The sequence below is a fragment of the Streptomyces sp. NPDC090032 genome (assembly GCF_044748025.1).
Classification (GTDB): Bacteria; Actinomycetota; Actinomycetes; order Streptomycetales; family Streptomycetaceae; genus Streptomyces.
In genome coordinates this window covers 365406-381363 of the sequence record NZ_JBIVFF010000003.1, presented here as the reverse complement: position 1 = coordinate 381363, position 15958 = coordinate 365406, and the positions used below count along the sequence as shown (strand labels likewise).

The following is a 15958-nucleotide window of genomic DNA, read 5'->3' as shown; positions in this document are numbered from 1 at the left end:
CGCTCCCGTCCGGGGGCGGCCGCACCGGCGTTCTCAGACGCCCGGAGCGATCGTGATCAGGCCCTCCGACGCCGCCTTGCGCAGGGCCGTGTGGTCGATGGCGTTCTGGTCGGCGTAGCGCAGCGCGAAGTCGGCCACGGCGCGGTCGAAGATGTCGGTGCGGCCGAGGTAGCCGGCGATGGCGATGCGGTCGCCCGAGCGGGCGTGGGCGCGGGCCAGGGCGGTGCCGCACAGTTCGGCGTAGGCGCGCAGATCGTCCGGGCCGAGGCCTGCGACGTCGGCGGAGCCCTTCATGTCGCGCAGCTGACGCCAGTAGAAGGCGCGGCCCTGGGGGCCGGTCATCCAGCCGAGGAAGATGTCACCGGTGGCCTGGAGCAGGCGCTGGCCCGCGACGACGCGGTGGCCCGGGTGGACGTAGGGGCCCTGCGGCAGGTGTTCCTCGATGACGGACCGGGTGGCCTCCTTGATCTGGAGGAACAGCGGGTCGTCGGCGTCGCGCCCTTCGAGCAGCACGATGAAGCAGCGGGTGCCGACGCTGCCGACGCCGACGACTTTGCGGGCGGCCTCGATGAAGCGGTAGCGGTCGAGGAGGCGGCGGCGTTCCTCGGCGAGGGTGGAGCGGTAGTCGCTGAACAGTTTGCGCACCGTGGCCGTGTCGGGGGTGCTCGCCGGTTCGAGGAGCGGCGGGTCCTGGACGATGCGGCGGCGCCCGTCGACGACCTCGGTGAGTTTGCCGAGCGCGTGGAGGCTGGTGCGGCGGGTGGCGCGGGCGAGGGTCGCCTGGACGCGGCGGCGGCTGCTGCCTGAGCGGATGAGGGGCAGCAGCTGGTGCGCGTTGGTGTGCTCGTACCAGACGGCGAGTTCGCCCATCCCCGCGAGCCGGTGTATCGCCGTGCGGTACGCGGCGGCGGCCGCGCCGGCCGATCTGAGGGCCTGGGTGTCGGTGTGCCCGTTGTCGCGGGCGGCGACGGCCACGCTCGCGGCCAGCCGTTTCACGTCCCATTCGAAGGGGCCCGGGCTGGTCTCGTCGAAGTCGTTGACGTCGAAGAGCAGGGTCCGTTCCGGGGACGCGAACAGACCGAAGTTCAACAGGTGGGCGTCGCCGCAGAGTTGGACCGTGAGGCCGGTGGCGCGCTGGGTGGCCAGGTCGGCGGTCATGACGGCGGCGGCGCCGCGCAGGAATGCGAACGGCGAGGCCGCCATCCGTCCGTACCGGATGGGCAGCAGTTCCGCGACGCGGTCGGCGGCCTGCCGTTCCAGTACGACGACGGGGTCGGTGCGGTCGGCGGCCGGGATCCACGCCCCGTGCGAGGAGCGTGACGCGCGCTTGCGGGCCGCCTTGCCCAGGGCGGCCCGGGCGTTCGGGGTGGTCACGCGGCACCGTCCGCGTGGCGGGCGGGGGCGGCCACGGCTAGTGCCGCAGCGCTCTGCCGACGTCCGCTTTCACGTCGCCGGTGAGGGTGCGGTTGCTGCGGGCCGTCGCCTTCTTGGACTTGCCCTTGTCTACGTCGTCGATCGTCACGACGACCGTGTCGAGGAGGTTGCCGCCGCTGTCGCGGAAGTTGACCTGTACCGCGTACGAGGCCTGGGAGCCGGAGCTGTTGGTGGCGGTGACGGGAACCGTGCTCCGGTCGCCGTCCTTCGCCACGGTGCCGAGGCCGATGTCGCCCTTGGCGTTCACGCCGCCCTTGACGCGGTCCAGTTCCTCCTGGGCCCTGGCCGTGGCCGAGGCGACGACGTCACCGGCCCGTGACCCCACGGACGACGCGGCGGACGCGGCCTTGGACACCGCGTCGGAGGGGCTGGTGTCGCTGCCCGAGCACCCGGCCGCCGCCAGCAGCACCGCCGCCACGAGCAGCCCGGCCTCCGCACCGCCCCGTATGCCACGTCTCGACATCACGCCTCCCGCTGCTCGTTCCGCTCCCCGTCAGCTCAGTCAAGGCGGCCAGGGCCCGGGCGGCATGCCGGATACGGCAAACGGGTGAAGCCGTGGGGCCCCGGGGGCAGGATGGGGGCACAGTCGAAGCACAGCTCTGGGAGGTCCTCTTGAGTGGTCGGCGGCGGCACATCGGGGCGCCTGAGCGGCGGGCCAGGCTCGCGGCCGGGCAGCGGCTCGCGCCCGCCGCGCGGGCCGGGTCCGCCGAGGAGGTCGCCGGGTCCCTCGTGGCGCTGCACGGCACGGACCCCGCCACCGTGTACCTGGCGGTCGGCGCACGGCTGCGGGACTCCTCGAAGACGGTCGCCGACGTGGAGCGCGCTCTGTACACGGACCGCTCCCTGGTGCGGATGCACGGCATGCGGCACACGGTGTTCGTGTTCCCCGCCGCGCTCGCCGCCGTGGTGCACGCGTCGACGGGTGTGGCGGTCGCCGCGCGGGAGCGCGCCTCCTTCGTCAAGCATCTGGAGGCGGGCGGCGAACACGACGCGGCGTGGCTGGCCGACGTCGAGGCGGGCACCCTGGCGGCGATGGCGGCGCGCGGCGAGGCGACCGCGGCGGAACTCGCCGAGGACGAGCCGCGGTTGCGTACGCAGCTGCTGTACGCGCCGGGCAAGAAGTACGAGGCGTGGCAGTCGATCTCGACGCGGCTGCTGCGCGTGCTCGGCATGGAGGGGCGCGTCGTGCGCGGGCGGCCCCGCGGGTCGTGGACGTCCAGCCAGTTCCGGTGGGCGCTCATGCCCGCGCACGCCGAACTCCCCGTGGCCGAGGCCCAGTCGGAGCTGCTGCGCCACTGGCTCGGCTCGTGCGGTCCGGCCACGGAGGCCGACCTGAAGTGGTGGACGGGGTGGAAGGTCAGCGACGTGCGCAAGGCGCTGGCAGCGGTGGGGGCGGTCGAGGTGGAGCTGGACGAAGGGGCCGGGTTCGTGCTCCCGGATGCCGTCGAGCCGGTCACCGCCGACACCGCGCCGTGGGCGGCCCTGCTTCCCGGGCTCGACCCGAGCCCGATGGGATGGCAGCAGCGCGACTGGTATCTGCCGCCGGAGCTGCGCGCGCCGCTCTTCGACGGGGCGGGCAACATCGGCCCCACCGTGTGGTGGGACGGGCGGATCGCCGGCGGGTGGGCGCAGGGCAAGGACGGCACCGTCCGGTGGCGGCTGCTCGCGGACGTGGGCCGGGAGGCCGCGGCCGCCGTCGAGGCGGAGGCCGCGAGGCTCCAGGAGTGGGTGGGCGAGGCCCGCGTCACGCCCCGCTTCCGTACACCGCTGGAGAAGGAGCTGGCGGGACCGGCGGCTCCGGCAGAGAAGTGACTGAACTGCCGTGCGCCGCCCGCCCGTTGGGCAAGACCACGGGCGGGCGGCGCACCTGGCCGTCAGCAGCTGAGGCGGATCAGCGGCCGTGGCGCATCAGCGGCTGTAGCGCATCAGCGCGCGCACCATGTGGCAGGTGATGTCCGACGGCGGATGGATACCGACGCGCTCCGCCGTGCTCCGTATCGTCCGGTTGTGGGCCTGGTTCGGGAGGTAGACGCCCGAGTCGAGCAGGGCGATCGCGAGGCGCATGGCCTTGAGGCGGCGGTTGTGCGCGATGTACCAGTCACGCGGCCGCCCCGCGGGCAGGGCCTTCTTTTCGAGCTTTTCGAGCTTTCCGAGTGGCTTGCAGGGCAGGTCGACGAGCATCGGTGCGGCAGCGGGCACAGGCATCCTCCTGTCGCGGGAGGGAGACCTTCCGAGGCCCTCCGCGGCCCCGGACGCTCCCTCGAACACTGCTTCAATTCTACTGCCGGGCACTGACAATAGCCGCTGGCCAGAAGGCCTTTCCCGTACCTTTGGCCCCATGGAGATCTGGATCAACCCCGCCTGTTCGAAGTGCCGCAGCGCGCTCACCCTGCTCGACGCGGAAGGCGCCGACTACACGGTGCGGCGCTACCTGGAGGACGTGCCGTCCGAGGACGACATCCGCGCCGTCCTGGAGCGGCTCGGGCTCGAACCGTGGGACATCACGCGGACACAGGAGGCCGACGCGAAGGAGCTCGGCCTGAAGGACTGGGCGCGGGACGCGGGTTCGCGCGACCGGTGGATCGCGGCGCTCTCCGCGCACCCGAAGCTCATCCAGCGGCCGATCATCACGGCGGAGGACGGTACGGCCGTGGTGGCGCGCAGCGAGGACGCCGTCCGGGACGCGCTCGGCCGCAAGTGAGCCGCTGCCGGGAGGCGGCGGGGTCGCCGCCGGGCCCTCGCCGAGACGCGGCCGGGTCGCCCGGATCCCAACTCTCATGTGACGTACGTTACTTGAGCTTCCCTTGGGTCAGTTGAGTTCCACCCTCCGGTTACCCGTACGTATCGGTGCGCGCACCGACGTTCGTAACGACGGCAGGAGGCGGACATGTCCCGCAGGAGAAGGATGGGCCCCCGGAAGAAGGCCGCGCTCGCCGTGAGCGCGGCCCTCGTCGCCGGTGGGGCGGCATTCGCGTTCGCGAGTACGGGCAATGCGGCGCCGGTCGCGCAGAACGCCCAGGTCTGCCAGGGCCTGGAGACCGCGATCGCCAACAACCAGAAGTTCATCGACGGGCAGCGGGCCGCCCCGGACGCGCAGTCCGAGGCCCGCATCGCCAACCGGGAAGCGGTCATCGCGGAGATCCGGCGCAAAGAGGCGGCGTCCGGCTGCGAGGCCGGAGCGGGGGCCGATGACGAGGCAGGGGCCGGGGCCGGTGACGGAGCAGGGGCCGGAACCGGTGCCGGTGACGCGGCCGGCGGTATGGAGACGGTGACGGCCGCACCCCCGGCCACGGTCACCGCCGCCCCCGACCCCGAATCCACCGACGCCGCCGCCGGAGGGGACGCCGCCGGTGAGCAGGTCTGTGCCGGTTCGACCGTGACGCTCTCCGGTGAGGGCGGCGCGCCCGCCGCGTCCAGCGGTCAGTTCCCGGCGGGGACGAGGCTCAAGGTCACCAACCTCGACAACGGCAAGTCCACGTCCGTCGAGGTCACGTCCGCCTCCGGGAGCTGCGTCCTGCTGAACAACACGGCGTTCGAGCAGGTCCGCGAACCGGGCAAGTTCCTCATCCGCAACGCACGTGTAGAGAAGGTGGGCTGACCTCAAAGGCAACACCAAGTCCACCAGGTCCAGAAGGCCCACCAGGCCCCGGCCCCGGCCCGCGCGCGTGCCCCCATGACGCGTGCGGGCCGGGGCCGTCCGGCGAAATGAAACGAAACGTGACTCCGGCCACAAAGGGCCCGGGTAACACGGGGTTCACATTCGGGCAACGGACGGGAAATCGCCTGTTGACAGTCTGCGGAGCAGCACACAGAGGCGCCGCACCCGCACATGTCCGCGCCGTACAGACCCACCCGAAGGATGTGGCCCCCCGTGACGTTCAAGGCTGAGTACATCTGGATCGACGGCACCCAGCCGACGGCCAAGCTCCGTTCGAAGACGAAGATAATCGCGGGTTCCGCGCCGGCACTCGAAGAGCTGCCGATCTGGGGCTTCGACGGTTCGAGCACCAGCCAGGCCAAGGGCCACGCCTCCGACCGTGTGCTGCGTCCCGTCGCCTCCTACCCGGACCCGATCCGCGGCGGCGACGACATCCTCGTCATGTGCGAGGTCCTGAACATCGACATGACGCCGCACGAGTCCAACACGCGTGCCGCGCTCGCCGAGGTGGCGGAGAAGTTCGCCGCACAGGAGTCGATCTTCGGCATCGAGCAGGAGTACACGTTCTTCGAGGGCGAGCGCCCGCTCGGCTTCCCCGTGGGCGGCTTCCCCGCCGCGCAGGGCGGTTACTACTGCGGCGTCGGCGCGGACGAGATCTTCGGCCGTGACGTCGTCGAGGCGCACCTGGACAACTGCCTCAAGGCGGGCCTCGGGATCTCCGGCATCAACGCCGAGGTCATGCCCGGCCAGTGGGAGTTCCAGGTCGGCCCGCTCGCCCCGCTCGAGGTCTCCGACCAGCTGTGGGTGGCCCGCTGGCTGCTGTACCGCACCGCCGAGGACTTCAACATCTCCGCGACCCTCGACCCGAAGCCGGTCAAGGGCGACTGGAACGGCGCGGGCGCGCACACCAACTTCTCCACCAAGGCGATGCGCGAGGGTTACGAGGCGATCATCACCGCGTGCGAGTCGCTCGGTGAGGGCTCGAAGCCGATGGACCACGTCAAGAACTACGGCGCGGGCATCGACGACCGTCTGACGGGTCTGCACGAGACCGCCCCGTGGAACGAGTACAGCTACGGCGTCTCCGACCGCGGCGCCTCGGTCCGCATCCCGTGGCAGGTCGAGAAGGACGGCAAGGGCTACATCGAGGACCGCCGTCCGAACGCGAACGTCGACCCGTACGTCGTGACGCGCCTGATCGTCGACACCTGCTGCACCGCCCTGGAGAAGGCCGGCCAGGTCTGATCCGCGGCTCCAGATCGCCGAAGGGCGCCCACCGGTCCGGTGGGCGCCCTTCGCGTTGCCGCGCACCTCGGGGAACGGTTGCGGCGCACCTCGGGGAACGCTGGAACGTCAAGTTCGCGCCAAGGTGCCGTCCGACCGGTGAGAGGGGGGTCCTGCCCCGCGAGCCCGTCTGCTTCAATGGGTCCATGGCCAGCTTCCAGAACACCGCGCCGGGTCGCCACGACCTGGAGCCTTTCTGGCCTTCCCGTCAGCACCACGACTTCGACCGGGTGTGTTGCCGCGCGGAGAACGCGCAGGCCCTCTAAAGCCGACTCACCCCGGCGTTCGGTCCGCGCGCACGACGCAGGTCCTTCTGTGACCTCGCAGTTCTCGACGATCTCGATGACTCCTCGCGCGAAAGAGTTGACCACTCATGGCGAACACCCGTTCCTTCTCCACCGCTTCCTCCGCGACCGCGGCCCCCTCCCCCGTCGTCTCCGGCCGCCACCGGCTGCGCGCCGTCGACCGGGACGAGGTGGTCGACGTCGCCGACTTCCTGCCGCCGGGCGCGACCTGGCTGCCCGCTCCCCCGCACACCCTGCCCACGCTGCCGGGCCGGCCCCCGATGATCGGCTACCTGGTCCTCGTACCCGCGGACCAGCAGCCGCTGCTCCCGGTACCCGACGAGCCCGAGCGGCAGCTCGCGGACGCTTCGCAGGACCGCGGCAACGGCAGCAGCAACCACAGCAATGGCAGCGACGCACTCGTCCGCATCGACGGCGTGCAGCGCACCGCGCGGGTCGACGGACGCCAACTCGACCTGACGTACCTGGAGTTCGAGCTGCTCGCGCACCTCGTCGCGCATCCGCACCGGGTGCACACCCGCGACCAGCTCGTGACCACCGTGTGGGGCTACGGGCACGTGGGCGACGGACGGACGGTCGACGTCCATGTCGCGCGGCTGCGCCGCAAGCTCGGGGCCGAGCACCGTCAGGCGATCCAGACGGTGCGGCGGGTCGGGTACAAGTACGCCCCGCCGGCCACGCGTTGACCGACGGGCGAAGCTCCGCCCCCTGGCCCCACCCGGCCTCCCCGGCCGAATCGTTCTCCCCCGGGCAGAAACGGATTCCCTGACGCGCCACGAGCGGGCAGAGTCACCGGTATGAGACTTCTGGTGCTCGGCGGTACGGAATTCGTGGGGCGCGCCGTGGTGGAGGCCGCGGTCGCCCGGTCCTGGGACGTGACGGTGTTCCATCGCGGGCGGCACGCGGCGCCCGAAGGGGTGCGGTCCCTGCACGGGGACCGCACCCTGTCGGACACCGACGGCGGGCTCACCGCGCTCGCGGAGAGTGAGGGCGAGTGGGACGTCGTCGTCGACACCTGGGCGGCGGCGCCCCGTGTGGTCCGCGACTCCGCCCGGCTGCTCGCGGGGCGCGCGGGCCGCTACGTCTACGTGTCGAGCTCGTCCGTGTACGCGTGGGCGCCCCCGCCCGGCTACACCGAGGACGCGCCGGTCGTCGACGGTGCCTCGCCCGACGCGGAGCAGACTGACTACGCGCGGGACAAGCGCGGCGGTGAGCTCGCGGCGGTCGACGCGTTCGGCGCCGGGCGTTCGCTGCTGGTGCGGTGCGGGCTGATCCTCGGCCCGTACGAGAACATCGGCCGGCTCCCGTGGTGGCTGGCGCGGATCGCGCGGGGCGGCCCCGTGCTGGCGCCCGGCCCCCGCGACCTGCCGCTCCAGTACATCGACGTACGCGATCTCGCCACCTGGGTCCTCGACGCGGCGCAAGCCGGCCTGAGCGGCCCGTACACCGTGATCAGCCCCTCCGGACACACCACCATGGGCGGGCTGCTCGACACCTGTGTCCAGGTCACCGGGGGCGACGCCGACCTGCGCTGGACCGCCCCCGAGGTGATCGCCGCGGCCGGGATCGAGCCGTGGATGCAACTGCCGGTGTGGGTGCCGCCGGGCAGTGACATGCATGCCGCGCTGCACAGCGGCGTCGTGGCGAAGGCGGTCGCGGCCGGGCTGCGGTGCCGGCCCGTCGAGGAGACCGTCGCCGACACCTGGGCGTGGCTCGAATCCATCGGCGGGGCGGCCCCGCAGCGCCCGGACCGTCCGGTGCTCGGCCTCGACCCGGCGACGGAGGCCAAGGTCCTGGAGGGCTGAGGCCCGAGGGCCAACGAGGGGCTGAGGCCCGGGGGTCAACGGGGGGGCTTAGGCCCGGGGGTTCCTGAGGGAGGCCGACGCCCGCGGGTCCTTGGGGTGGTGCCAGATACACCCCCAGCCGGGTGCCTCACCCCATGCCCCGTACGGTCCCGGCCGGGGAGACTGGGGGCGTACGGGTCGGGCGGTGGACGGAGAGCGGGATGGACGCGTCGAGTGCGTTCGGCGGGCGGGCGCGGCGGGCCCTGGTGGCGGGGGCGCGCGGACTGGCGCTCGCGGTGGTGGGGTTGGCCGGGTCGCTCACCCTCTTCGTGCTGTCCGTCCTGTCGATCGTGTTCATCGTCCTGGGTGTCGGCGTGCTCACCACTCCTGCCGTGCTCTCCCTGGTCAGGTCCTGGGCGAACTGGCGGCGCGTCCTCGCCGCCGAGTGGTACGGGATCCGCGTCCCGGCGCTGTACCGGCCCTTCCCCGCCGATGTGCGGACCGGGCTCGTCGGGCAGGCGGAGCGGTGCCGGCTGATGCTCGGTGATCCGGCGACCTGGCGGGACCTGCTGTGGCTGCTCGTCGACATGACGGCCGGGTTCGTGACCGCGCTCCTGCCGGCCGCGGTCGTCTTCTATCCGCTGGAGGGGTACGCCCTCGCGGCCGGCCTGTGGCGGGTCTTCACGGACGGCACGTACGTCGGCTGGTGGTACGGGTTCGTACCCATCAGCGGTCAGGGCTCCGCGTTCCTGGCCGCCGCTCTCGCCACCGCGCTGCTCGTGGCCGGATACTTCACGGCCCCGCTCCTGCTGCGTGCCCACTTCCAGCTGACGCGGGCGATACTCACCCCGGACGAGGGTGAACTGGCCGCCCGCGTCGAGGTGTTGACGCAGACGCGGCGCGACGCGGTCGACACCTCGGCCGCGGAGCTGCGCCGCATCGAGCGCGACCTGCACGACGGCGCGCAGGCCCGCCTCGTCGCCATGGGCATGGACCTCGGCACGATCGAGACGCTGATCGAGAAGAACCCGCAGAAGGCCAAGGAGCTGCTCGCGCAGGCCCGCAGGTCCTCCGCCGACGCCCTCACCGAGCTGCGCGACCTGGTCCGCGGCATCCATCCACCGGTCCTCGCCGAGCGCGGCCTCGGTGACGCGGTGAAGGCGCTCGCGCTGCGGCTGCCGGTCGCCACCGACGTCGACGTGGACCTGCCGGGCCGCGCCGAGGCGCCCGTCGAGTCGGCTGCGTACTTCGCCGTCAGCGAGGTCCTCACGAACGCCGTCAAGCACTCGGAGGCCGACCGCGTCTGGGTCGACGTGCACCACACGGGGGCGACGGGCATGCTGCGGATCTCCGTCACCGACAACGGGAAAGGCGGCGCGAGCGTCGGGGCGGGGTCGGGGCTGAGCGGGATCGAGCGCCGGCTCGGTACATTCGACGGCGTCCTCGCCGTCAGCTCCCCCGCGGGCGGTCCGACCATGGTGACGATGGAGCTTCCTTGCGCGTTGTCCTAGCCGAAGATCTCTTCCTGCTCCGCGACGGCCTGGTGCGGATGCTGGAGGCGTACGACTTCGAGGTCGCCGCGGCCGTCGAGAGCGGGCCCGAACTGACCAAGGCACTGGCCGAGTTGGAGCCGGACGTCGCGGTCGTCGACGTCCGGCTGCCGCCCTCGCACACGGACGAGGGGCTGCAGTGCGCGCTGGCCGCGCGGCGGGCGCGGCCGGGACTGCCGGTCCTCGTCCTGTCGCAGCACGTGGAGCAGCTGTACGCGCGCGAGCTGCTCGCCGACGGGAACGGCGGGATCGGCTATCTGCTGAAGGACCGGGTGTTCGACGCGGACCAGTTCGTCGACGCGGTGCGCCGGGTCGCCGCGGGCGGGACCGCGATGGACCCGCAGGTGATCCAGCAACTCCTGTCGCGGCGGGCCGCGGACGAGCCGCTCGGCGGTCTGACACCGCGCGAAATGGAGGTTCTGGAACTCATGGCGCAGGGCCGGTCGAATGCGGCCATCGCGGGCCAACTCGTCGTCACGGAACGGGCGATCGCGAAACACACCTCCAATATCTTTCTGAAGCTGGGACTTCCGGTGTCGGACGACGACAACCGGCGCGTTCTCGCCGTCATCGCCTATCTGGATCAGGGCCGTTGAGAATCCGCCGGGAAATCACCGGCGCTCTCTTTGAACAAGGGGCCCGTGTGTTGCGTACGTAGCTCCATGGGACGCACATCACGAAAACGGCGCTCGTCACTCGCGACGCGCATGACGGTCGCGTCGGCCGCACTGCTCCTGGGTGGAGGAGGGCTGGTCGCGGTGAACGTCTACGCGTCCGCCCACGAGGAGAACCCGGCGCAGCGCGGCGACGGCGCGCAGCAGCAACAGCAGCAGGTCGCCACCATCGACTGCCCCGACGTGGGCAACGGGCTCTCCGACGTACCGGACGCCGCGCGGTCGGAGGTCGACGGCGAACTGGCCACGATGGACAGCCAGATCACCGAGTCGTACCAGCGCCTCGCGGCCTCGCGGGACGCGGCGGCCCGGGATCCGCAGTTCGTACAGAACAGCATTCTGCAGCCGTTGAAGGAGCGGCGTTCGAACCTCATCGACCGGATCGGCCTGGAGATCAGCCGGGCCGGCGGCACGGCGCCCGAAGGCATGAAGGACCTCGCGGCCTGTACGGCCAGGTCGGCCGGCACCGACGGCAGCCCCCCGGCCGGCTCCGCCGCACCGTCCGCCCCCGCGGACGGCGGCCAGCAGAACGGCGGTCAGCAGGACGGCGGTCAGCAAGGGGACGGCGGTCAGCAGGGCGGCGGACAGGACGGCGGACAGCAGGGCGGCGGCCAGCAGAACGGCAACGGCCCCGACGCCTCCGACTTCGTCGACATCAACTCCGTCCAGCCCAACGTGCAGACGCCGCCCAACCAGCAAGCCGCCTCCCGCGGCACGTTCACCACGAAATGCGGGCGGAACGAGAACGGCAAGTTCAATCCCGACAACGTCATCGTGGCGCCCGGTGTGAGCAATGGCGCGCACCATATGCACGACTACGTGGGAAATCAGGCGAACGACGCTTTCGCCAGTGACGACGATCTTGCGAATGGCGACACGAGCTGCCGCAATCAGGGTGACAAGTCGACCTATTACTGGCCTGTTCTGCGCCTTCAGAACGGAAAGGACGAGAACGACGCGCAGGCCGACGGCGGCGGCAAGGACCAGAATGTCGGCGAGATCCAGACCCCGGCCTCGGTCACGCTGAAGTTCGCGGGAAATCCGGCCGGCAAGGTCGTCGCCATGCCGCGGTTCCTGCGCATCATCACGGGTGACGCCAAGGCGTTCACCAACGGCGACGCGAACGCGAACGCGTCCTGGAGCTGCACCGGTTTCGAGGACCGTCAGCTGAAGGACAAGTACCCGATCTGCCCTGAAGGCAGCAAGGTCGTGCGGTCCTTCAAGTTCCAGAGCTGCTGGGACGGGCGCAACACCGACAGCGCCAACCACCGCACGCACGTCGCCTTCGCCGACCCGAACAGCGGCGCCTGCCCGCAGGGCTTCCAGGCGATCCCGCAGCTGCAGCAGCGCATCGTGTACGACGTGCCTCCGGGCCCCGGCTTCGCCGTCGACTCGTTCCCCGAGCAGCTGCACAAGCCCGTGACCGACCACGGCGACTTCATCAACGTCTTCGACGACGGCCTGATGAAGCGCGTCGCGAACTGCATCAACCGGGGTCAGCGCTGTACCTGACGGCCTGACCCCCCGTCGACTGCTGCGCGGTCAGCTCGCGCGGTGACCGTTGTGCCCGGAGTGCCCGTCCGCCTCGTGACCCCCACCACCGCTACTCCCCATGTGGTGCGAGGAGGACTTCTCCACGGTCCCGCCGAGCCGGCCGCGCAGCGCTGTGACCGCCTTGTCGTCGCCGACGGCGATCCAGCGGCGGCCGACCAGATACGTGCCGCCGTAGTCGTCGGCCTGGTCGAGCCACTCGGCCTGGCCGCGGTCGGTGGCGAAGGTCGCGAGGATGTAGCGGTCCCGGCCGTCGCCGCAGGTGGCCTGGCGCAGCTCCTCGGCGTCCGTCTGGATGTCGGGCCTGCACTTCGCCTTGGCGGCGAGCTGTTCCAGGCTGCCGGTCGCGGTCTTCGGCACGCTGTCGCCGCCTGATCCGCAGCCGGTCAGGACCGCCAGAGAGACCATCGCCCCGGTCACCCATATGGGTCGCATGCGTCGCGTCATTCCCGTCGTTTCCTTGCCTCTCGTGCGGCGACACGAACTCGCCGGCTGCGTACACACCGTTGAGCGAAGGGGGTCACAGCGTTACCGTGCGCCGCATCATCCGACGCAGGGGGCACACCTATGACCGCACCGTCGCGACGTTCCGTCCTCGGCACCGCCGGCGCCATCGGCCTGGGAGCCGCCGCGGGGTTCCCTCTCACGGCTCGCGCCGCCGAGGGCCCTGCCTTCGATACGGCTCCCGTACGCTCCGCACTCAACAGACTCCTCCCGGAACACGCGGACCAGTTCACCCTCAGGCTCCTCGCTCCGCAGGGCGGCGACCGGTTCCGGGTGACCGGCACCCGGGGAAAGATCGCGGTGTCCGGCACGACACCGGCCGTGCTGCTCACGGGAGTTCACTGGTATCTCAAGTACGTCTGCGGGGCGCACATCGCGTGGAACGGCAGCCAGCTGGACCTGCCGAAGACCCTGCCGGCGCCCCCGCGCCCGCTGGAGAGATCCACCGCGCTCCCCCACCGTTTCGCGCTCAACGACACGAACGACGGCTACACCGCGCCGTACGCCGACTGGCCGTACTGGGAGCGGATGATCGATGTCCTCGCGCTGCACGGCTGCAACGAAGTCCTCGTCATCGCGGGCACGGAGGCCGTGTACGAGCGTGTCCTCAAGGACTTCGGGTACAGCGACGCGGAGTCGCGCGCCTGGCTGCCCGCGCCCACGCACCAGCCGTGGTGGCTCCTGCAGAACCTGTCGGGGTACGGCGGACCGCTCTCGCCCGAACTCATCGCGAAACGCGCGGAGCTGGGCCGGAAGATCACCGGCAGGCTGCGCGAGCTCGGCATGTCGCCCGTGTTCCCCGGCTACTACGGGCATGTCCCCCACGGCTTCGTGGAGCGTAACGGCGGCGACGCGCACGTCGTGCCGCAGGGCACCTGGCACGGCTTCGACCGGCCCGACTGGCTCGACCCGCGCACCCGGTCCTTCGCGGACGTCGCCGCCTCCTTCTACGGGCACCAGCGGGACCTGTTCGGCGCGGCCGGGCACTTCAAGATGGACCTGCTGCACGAGGGCGGCACAGCCGGTGACGTGCCCGTGCCGGACGCGGCGCGCGGCGTCGAGAAGGCCCTGCAGAAGGCGCACCCGGGAGCCACGTGGGTGATTCTCGGCTGGGAGGCCAACCCGCTGCCCGCGCTCATCGACGCGATCGACAAGAAGCGCATGCTGATCGTCGACGGTGTCTCCGACCGCTTCACGACCGTCACCGACCGCGAGAAGGACTGGGGCGGCACGCCCTACGCGTTCGGCACGATCCCGAACTTCGGCGGGCGGACCACCATCGGCGCCCGCGCCCACATCTGGAACGAGAAGTTCTTCGCGTGGCGCGACAAGGCGGGCAGCGCGCTCACCGGCACGGCCTTCATGCCGGAGGGCACCGACCGCGACCCGGCCGCCTTCGAGCTGTTCTCCGAACTCGCGTGGACCGACGGCAAGGTGGACCGGGCGGCCTGGTTCTCCGGGTACGCCGACTTCCGCTACGGCGGCCGGGACGCGGACGCGCGGGCCGCCTGGAGCGCCCTGCACGACACCGCGTACCAACACACGGCGGTGGAGCGCAGCGACGCGCACGACTCGCTGTTCTGTGCCCGGCCCGACCTCGCCGCGAACCGGGCCGCCGAGTACGCGCCCCGCGCCCTGGCCTACGACCCGGGCCGCTTCGACGCGGCCCTGAGCGGGCTGCTCGGCGTGGCCGGCGGGCTGCGGAGTTCCGCCGCGTACAAGTACGACCTGGTGGACGTGGCCCGGCAGGCGCTCGCGCACCGCTCGCGCCAGCTTCTGCCGCAGCTGCGGGCCGCGTATGCGAGGAAGGACCGGGACGCCTTCCGGAGCCTGGCGACGCTGTGGCTGAAGCTGATGCGCCTGTCCGACGACGTCACGGGGACGCATCCGGCGTTCCTGCTCGGGCCGTGGATCGACGATGCGCGGCGGCTGGCGACGAGCGACGGCGAGCGCGCCGAGTTCGAGCGCACGGCGAAGGTGCTCATCACGGTGTGGGGCGACCGCGCCACGTCCGACCCGGGGAACCTGCACGAGTACGCCAACCGCGAGTGGCACGGCCTGATGTCCGACTTCTACGTGCCGCGCTGGCAGAAGTGGCTGGACGCCCTGGAGGACGCGCTGGCCACGGGGTCGGCGCCCGCGGCCGTCGACTGGTACGCGTTCGAGGAGCCGTGGACCCAGGAGCGCAAGGACTATCCGCTGCGGCCCGTCGGGGACGCGTACAAGACGGCCGCGCGCGTACGTGACGTGCTCGCGCGGGCGCCCTACCAAGGCGCGCTGACCGTCACCGCCCGGCCGACCGCGTTCCCTCCCGGCGGGCACGCGCGCGTGGAGGCCGCTTTCCGTAACGTCAACGGGCTGCGGGCGACCGGGCGCGTGGACTTCACGCTGTCCGGCATCGACGCCGCGCCCGAGGGCCCCACGTCCCTCGCGAGCGTCGCGCCCGCGGGCACGGGCAGGGTCCGCTGGCAGGCGAGCGCTCCCGGAACGCCCCTGGACCGGCCGCTGCGCCCGCTGCCGTACGAACTCGCCGTGCGGTACGGGCCGCAGGGCGAGGACCGGGTGACGTCGGTCCACGCGGGGACACTCTTCGAGGCCGGGCCGCTCGACGGCACCTGGCGGACCGTCACCGACAACGGCGCCGTCTTCGGGCAGTTGGGCGACCGGTACGCGATCGACGGGGCCGGCGCCGACCTGTGGAAGGGGACCACGGAGTTCGGCTCGGCGTACCGCGAGGGCGTCTTCGCGGGCGGTTCGTCGGCACAGGTGAAGGTGGTCTCGCAGGCCGTCACCGGCCCGTGGGCGCGGGCGGGGCTCATCGTCCGTAACTCCCTGGCGGTGCCCGGCTCCCCGGGGTTCCTGAACCTGTCCGTGACGCCGTCCACCGGGGTCGTGCTGTCGTACGACACGAACGGGGACGGGACGCTCGACACGTACAAGCGCGTCACCGGGATCAAGGCGCCGGTGACGCTGCGGCTGAGCCGGTCCGGCGGCTCGTACACGGGTGAGTTCTCTACGGACGACGGGGCGACCTGGCGGACCGTCGCGACCGTGGCGGTGCCGGGGTCGGCGGCGGCGCAGGACGTGGGGCTCTTCATGACGGCGACGAACGGGGGCGGCGGGGCGCGCGGCACCGTGGAGTTCGAGGGCTGGCAGCTCGGGTAGCGGCGGGCCCTGGGCCACAATGGGCGGGACAAAAGCCGTGAATACGGTC

Annotated in this window: 14 protein-coding genes; 10 read left to right on the top strand and 4 right to left on the bottom strand. The window is 71.9% G+C overall.

The genetic code is table 11. From position 1 onward, the window contains the following. Positions 1 to 33 precede the first annotated feature (33 nt). A complete protein-coding gene (locus tag ACIPWY_RS08775; RefSeq protein WP_362899875.1) occupies positions 34 to 1374 on the bottom strand; it encodes a DUF2252 domain-containing protein in 1341 nt (446 codons plus the stop codon). Positions 1375 to 1411: 37 nt separating this feature from the next. Beyond that, positions 1412 to 1897: a hypothetical protein gene (locus ACIPWY_RS08770; RefSeq protein ID WP_393698372.1), complete on the bottom strand. Its 486-nt coding sequence runs from the start codon at positions 1895 to 1897 to the stop codon at positions 1412 to 1414. A gap of 149 nt (positions 1898 to 2046) precedes the next feature. Between ACIPWY_RS08770 and ACIPWY_RS08765 the strand changes: the two genes are divergently transcribed. Further along, positions 2047 to 3246 carry a winged helix DNA-binding domain-containing protein gene (locus ACIPWY_RS08765; RefSeq protein WP_362899872.1) on the top strand — a complete coding sequence of 400 codons (1200 nt, stop codon included), beginning with the start codon at positions 2047 to 2049 and terminating at the stop codon, positions 3244 to 3246. Positions 3247 to 3342: 96 nt separating this feature from the next. On the opposite strand, the gene ACIPWY_RS08760 is transcribed toward ACIPWY_RS08765, so the two are convergent. Next, entirely contained in the window at positions 3343 to 3639 is a 297-nt protein-coding gene (locus ACIPWY_RS08760) for a hypothetical protein (protein WP_393698370.1), read from the bottom strand. 133 nt (positions 3640 to 3772) lie between these two features. Between ACIPWY_RS08760 and ACIPWY_RS08755 the strand changes: the two genes are divergently transcribed. The 8 genes from ACIPWY_RS08755 (at position 3773) to ACIPWY_RS08720 (ending at position 12201) form a co-directional block, all read left to right on the top strand. Further along, a complete protein-coding gene (locus tag ACIPWY_RS08755; protein ID WP_362899870.1) occupies positions 3773 to 4135 on the top strand; it encodes an arsenate reductase family protein in 363 nt (120 codons plus the stop codon). Positions 4136 to 4321: 186 nt separating this feature from the next. Continuing rightward, entirely contained in the window at positions 4322 to 5032 is a 711-nt protein-coding gene (locus ACIPWY_RS08750) for a hypothetical protein (RefSeq protein WP_393698367.1), read from the top strand. A 273-nt stretch (positions 5033 to 5305) separates the two neighbouring features. Beyond that, positions 5306 to 6337, top strand: a complete 1032-nt coding sequence (gene glnII / locus ACIPWY_RS08745; RefSeq protein ID WP_362899866.1) for a glutamine synthetase — start codon at positions 5306 to 5308, stop codon at positions 6335 to 6337. A gap of 412 nt (positions 6338 to 6749) precedes the next feature. Next, a complete protein-coding gene (locus tag ACIPWY_RS08740) occupies positions 6750 to 7367 on the top strand; it encodes a winged helix-turn-helix domain-containing protein (protein WP_362899864.1) in 618 nt (205 codons plus the stop codon). 111 nt (positions 7368 to 7478) lie between these two features. Beyond that, positions 7479 to 8486: an NAD-dependent epimerase/dehydratase family protein gene (locus tag ACIPWY_RS08735; protein WP_362899862.1), complete on the top strand. Its 1008-nt coding sequence runs from the start codon at positions 7479 to 7481 to the stop codon at positions 8484 to 8486. Positions 8487 to 8686: 200 nt separating this feature from the next. Next, entirely contained in the window at positions 8687 to 9976 is a 1290-nt protein-coding gene (locus tag ACIPWY_RS08730; protein WP_362899860.1) for a sensor domain-containing protein, read from the top strand. Next, positions 9961 to 10611 carry a response regulator transcription factor gene (locus tag ACIPWY_RS08725; protein ID WP_362899858.1) on the top strand — a complete coding sequence of 217 codons (651 nt, stop codon included), beginning with the start codon at positions 9961 to 9963 and terminating at the stop codon, positions 10609 to 10611. The genes ACIPWY_RS08730 and ACIPWY_RS08725 overlap by 16 nt, the downstream gene beginning before the upstream one ends. A 66-nt stretch (positions 10612 to 10677) precedes the next feature. Further along, positions 10678 to 12201 (top strand): DUF1996 domain-containing protein, encoded by a 1524-nt coding sequence (locus tag ACIPWY_RS08720; RefSeq protein ID WP_362899856.1) that lies wholly within the window; start codon positions 10678 to 10680, stop codon positions 12199 to 12201. Positions 12202 to 12231: 30 nt separating this feature from the next. Here the strand turns inward: ACIPWY_RS08720 and ACIPWY_RS08715 are convergent, their stop codons facing one another. After that, entirely contained in the window at positions 12232 to 12675 is a 444-nt protein-coding gene (locus ACIPWY_RS08715; RefSeq protein ID WP_362899854.1) for a hypothetical protein, read from the bottom strand. Positions 12676 to 12807: 132 nt separating this feature from the next. On the opposite strand from ACIPWY_RS08715, the gene ACIPWY_RS08710 reads away from it, so the two are divergent. Further along, positions 12808 to 15909, top strand: coding sequence for an alpha-N-acetylglucosaminidase (locus ACIPWY_RS08710; RefSeq protein WP_401532518.1), 3102 nt, complete (start codon positions 12808 to 12810; stop codon positions 15907 to 15909). Positions 15910 to 15958 lie beyond the last annotated feature (49 nt).

Coding starts and splice junctions, on each gene's coding strand:
- ACIPWY_RS08770 (WP_393698372.1), bottom strand. CDS start 1,897: ATGTCGAGACGTGGCATACGGGGCGGTGCGGAGGCCGGGCTGCTCGTG.
- ACIPWY_RS08760 (WP_393698370.1), bottom strand. CDS start 3,639: ATGCCTGTGCCCGCTGCCGCACCGATGCTCGTCGACCTGCCCTGCAAG.
- ACIPWY_RS08755 (WP_362899870.1), top strand. CDS start 3,773: ATGGAGATCTGGATCAACCCCGCCTGTTCGAAGTGCCGCAGCGCGCTC.
- ACIPWY_RS08750 (WP_393698367.1), top strand. CDS start 4,322: ATGTCCCGCAGGAGAAGGATGGGCCCCCGGAAGAAGGCCGCGCTCGCC.
- ACIPWY_RS08740 (WP_362899864.1), top strand. CDS start 6,750: ATGGCGAACACCCGTTCCTTCTCCACCGCTTCCTCCGCGACCGCGGCC.
- ACIPWY_RS08735 (WP_362899862.1), top strand. CDS start 7,479: ATGAGACTTCTGGTGCTCGGCGGTACGGAATTCGTGGGGCGCGCCGTG.
- ACIPWY_RS08730 (WP_362899860.1), top strand. CDS start 8,687: ATGGACGCGTCGAGTGCGTTCGGCGGGCGGGCGCGGCGGGCCCTGGTG.
- ACIPWY_RS08720 (WP_362899856.1), top strand. CDS start 10,678: ATGGGACGCACATCACGAAAACGGCGCTCGTCACTCGCGACGCGCATG.
- ACIPWY_RS08715 (WP_362899854.1), bottom strand. CDS start 12,675: ATGCGACCCATATGGGTGACCGGGGCGATGGTCTCTCTGGCGGTCCTG.
- ACIPWY_RS08710 (WP_401532518.1), top strand. CDS start 12,808: ATGACCGCACCGTCGCGACGTTCCGTCCTCGGCACCGCCGGCGCCATC.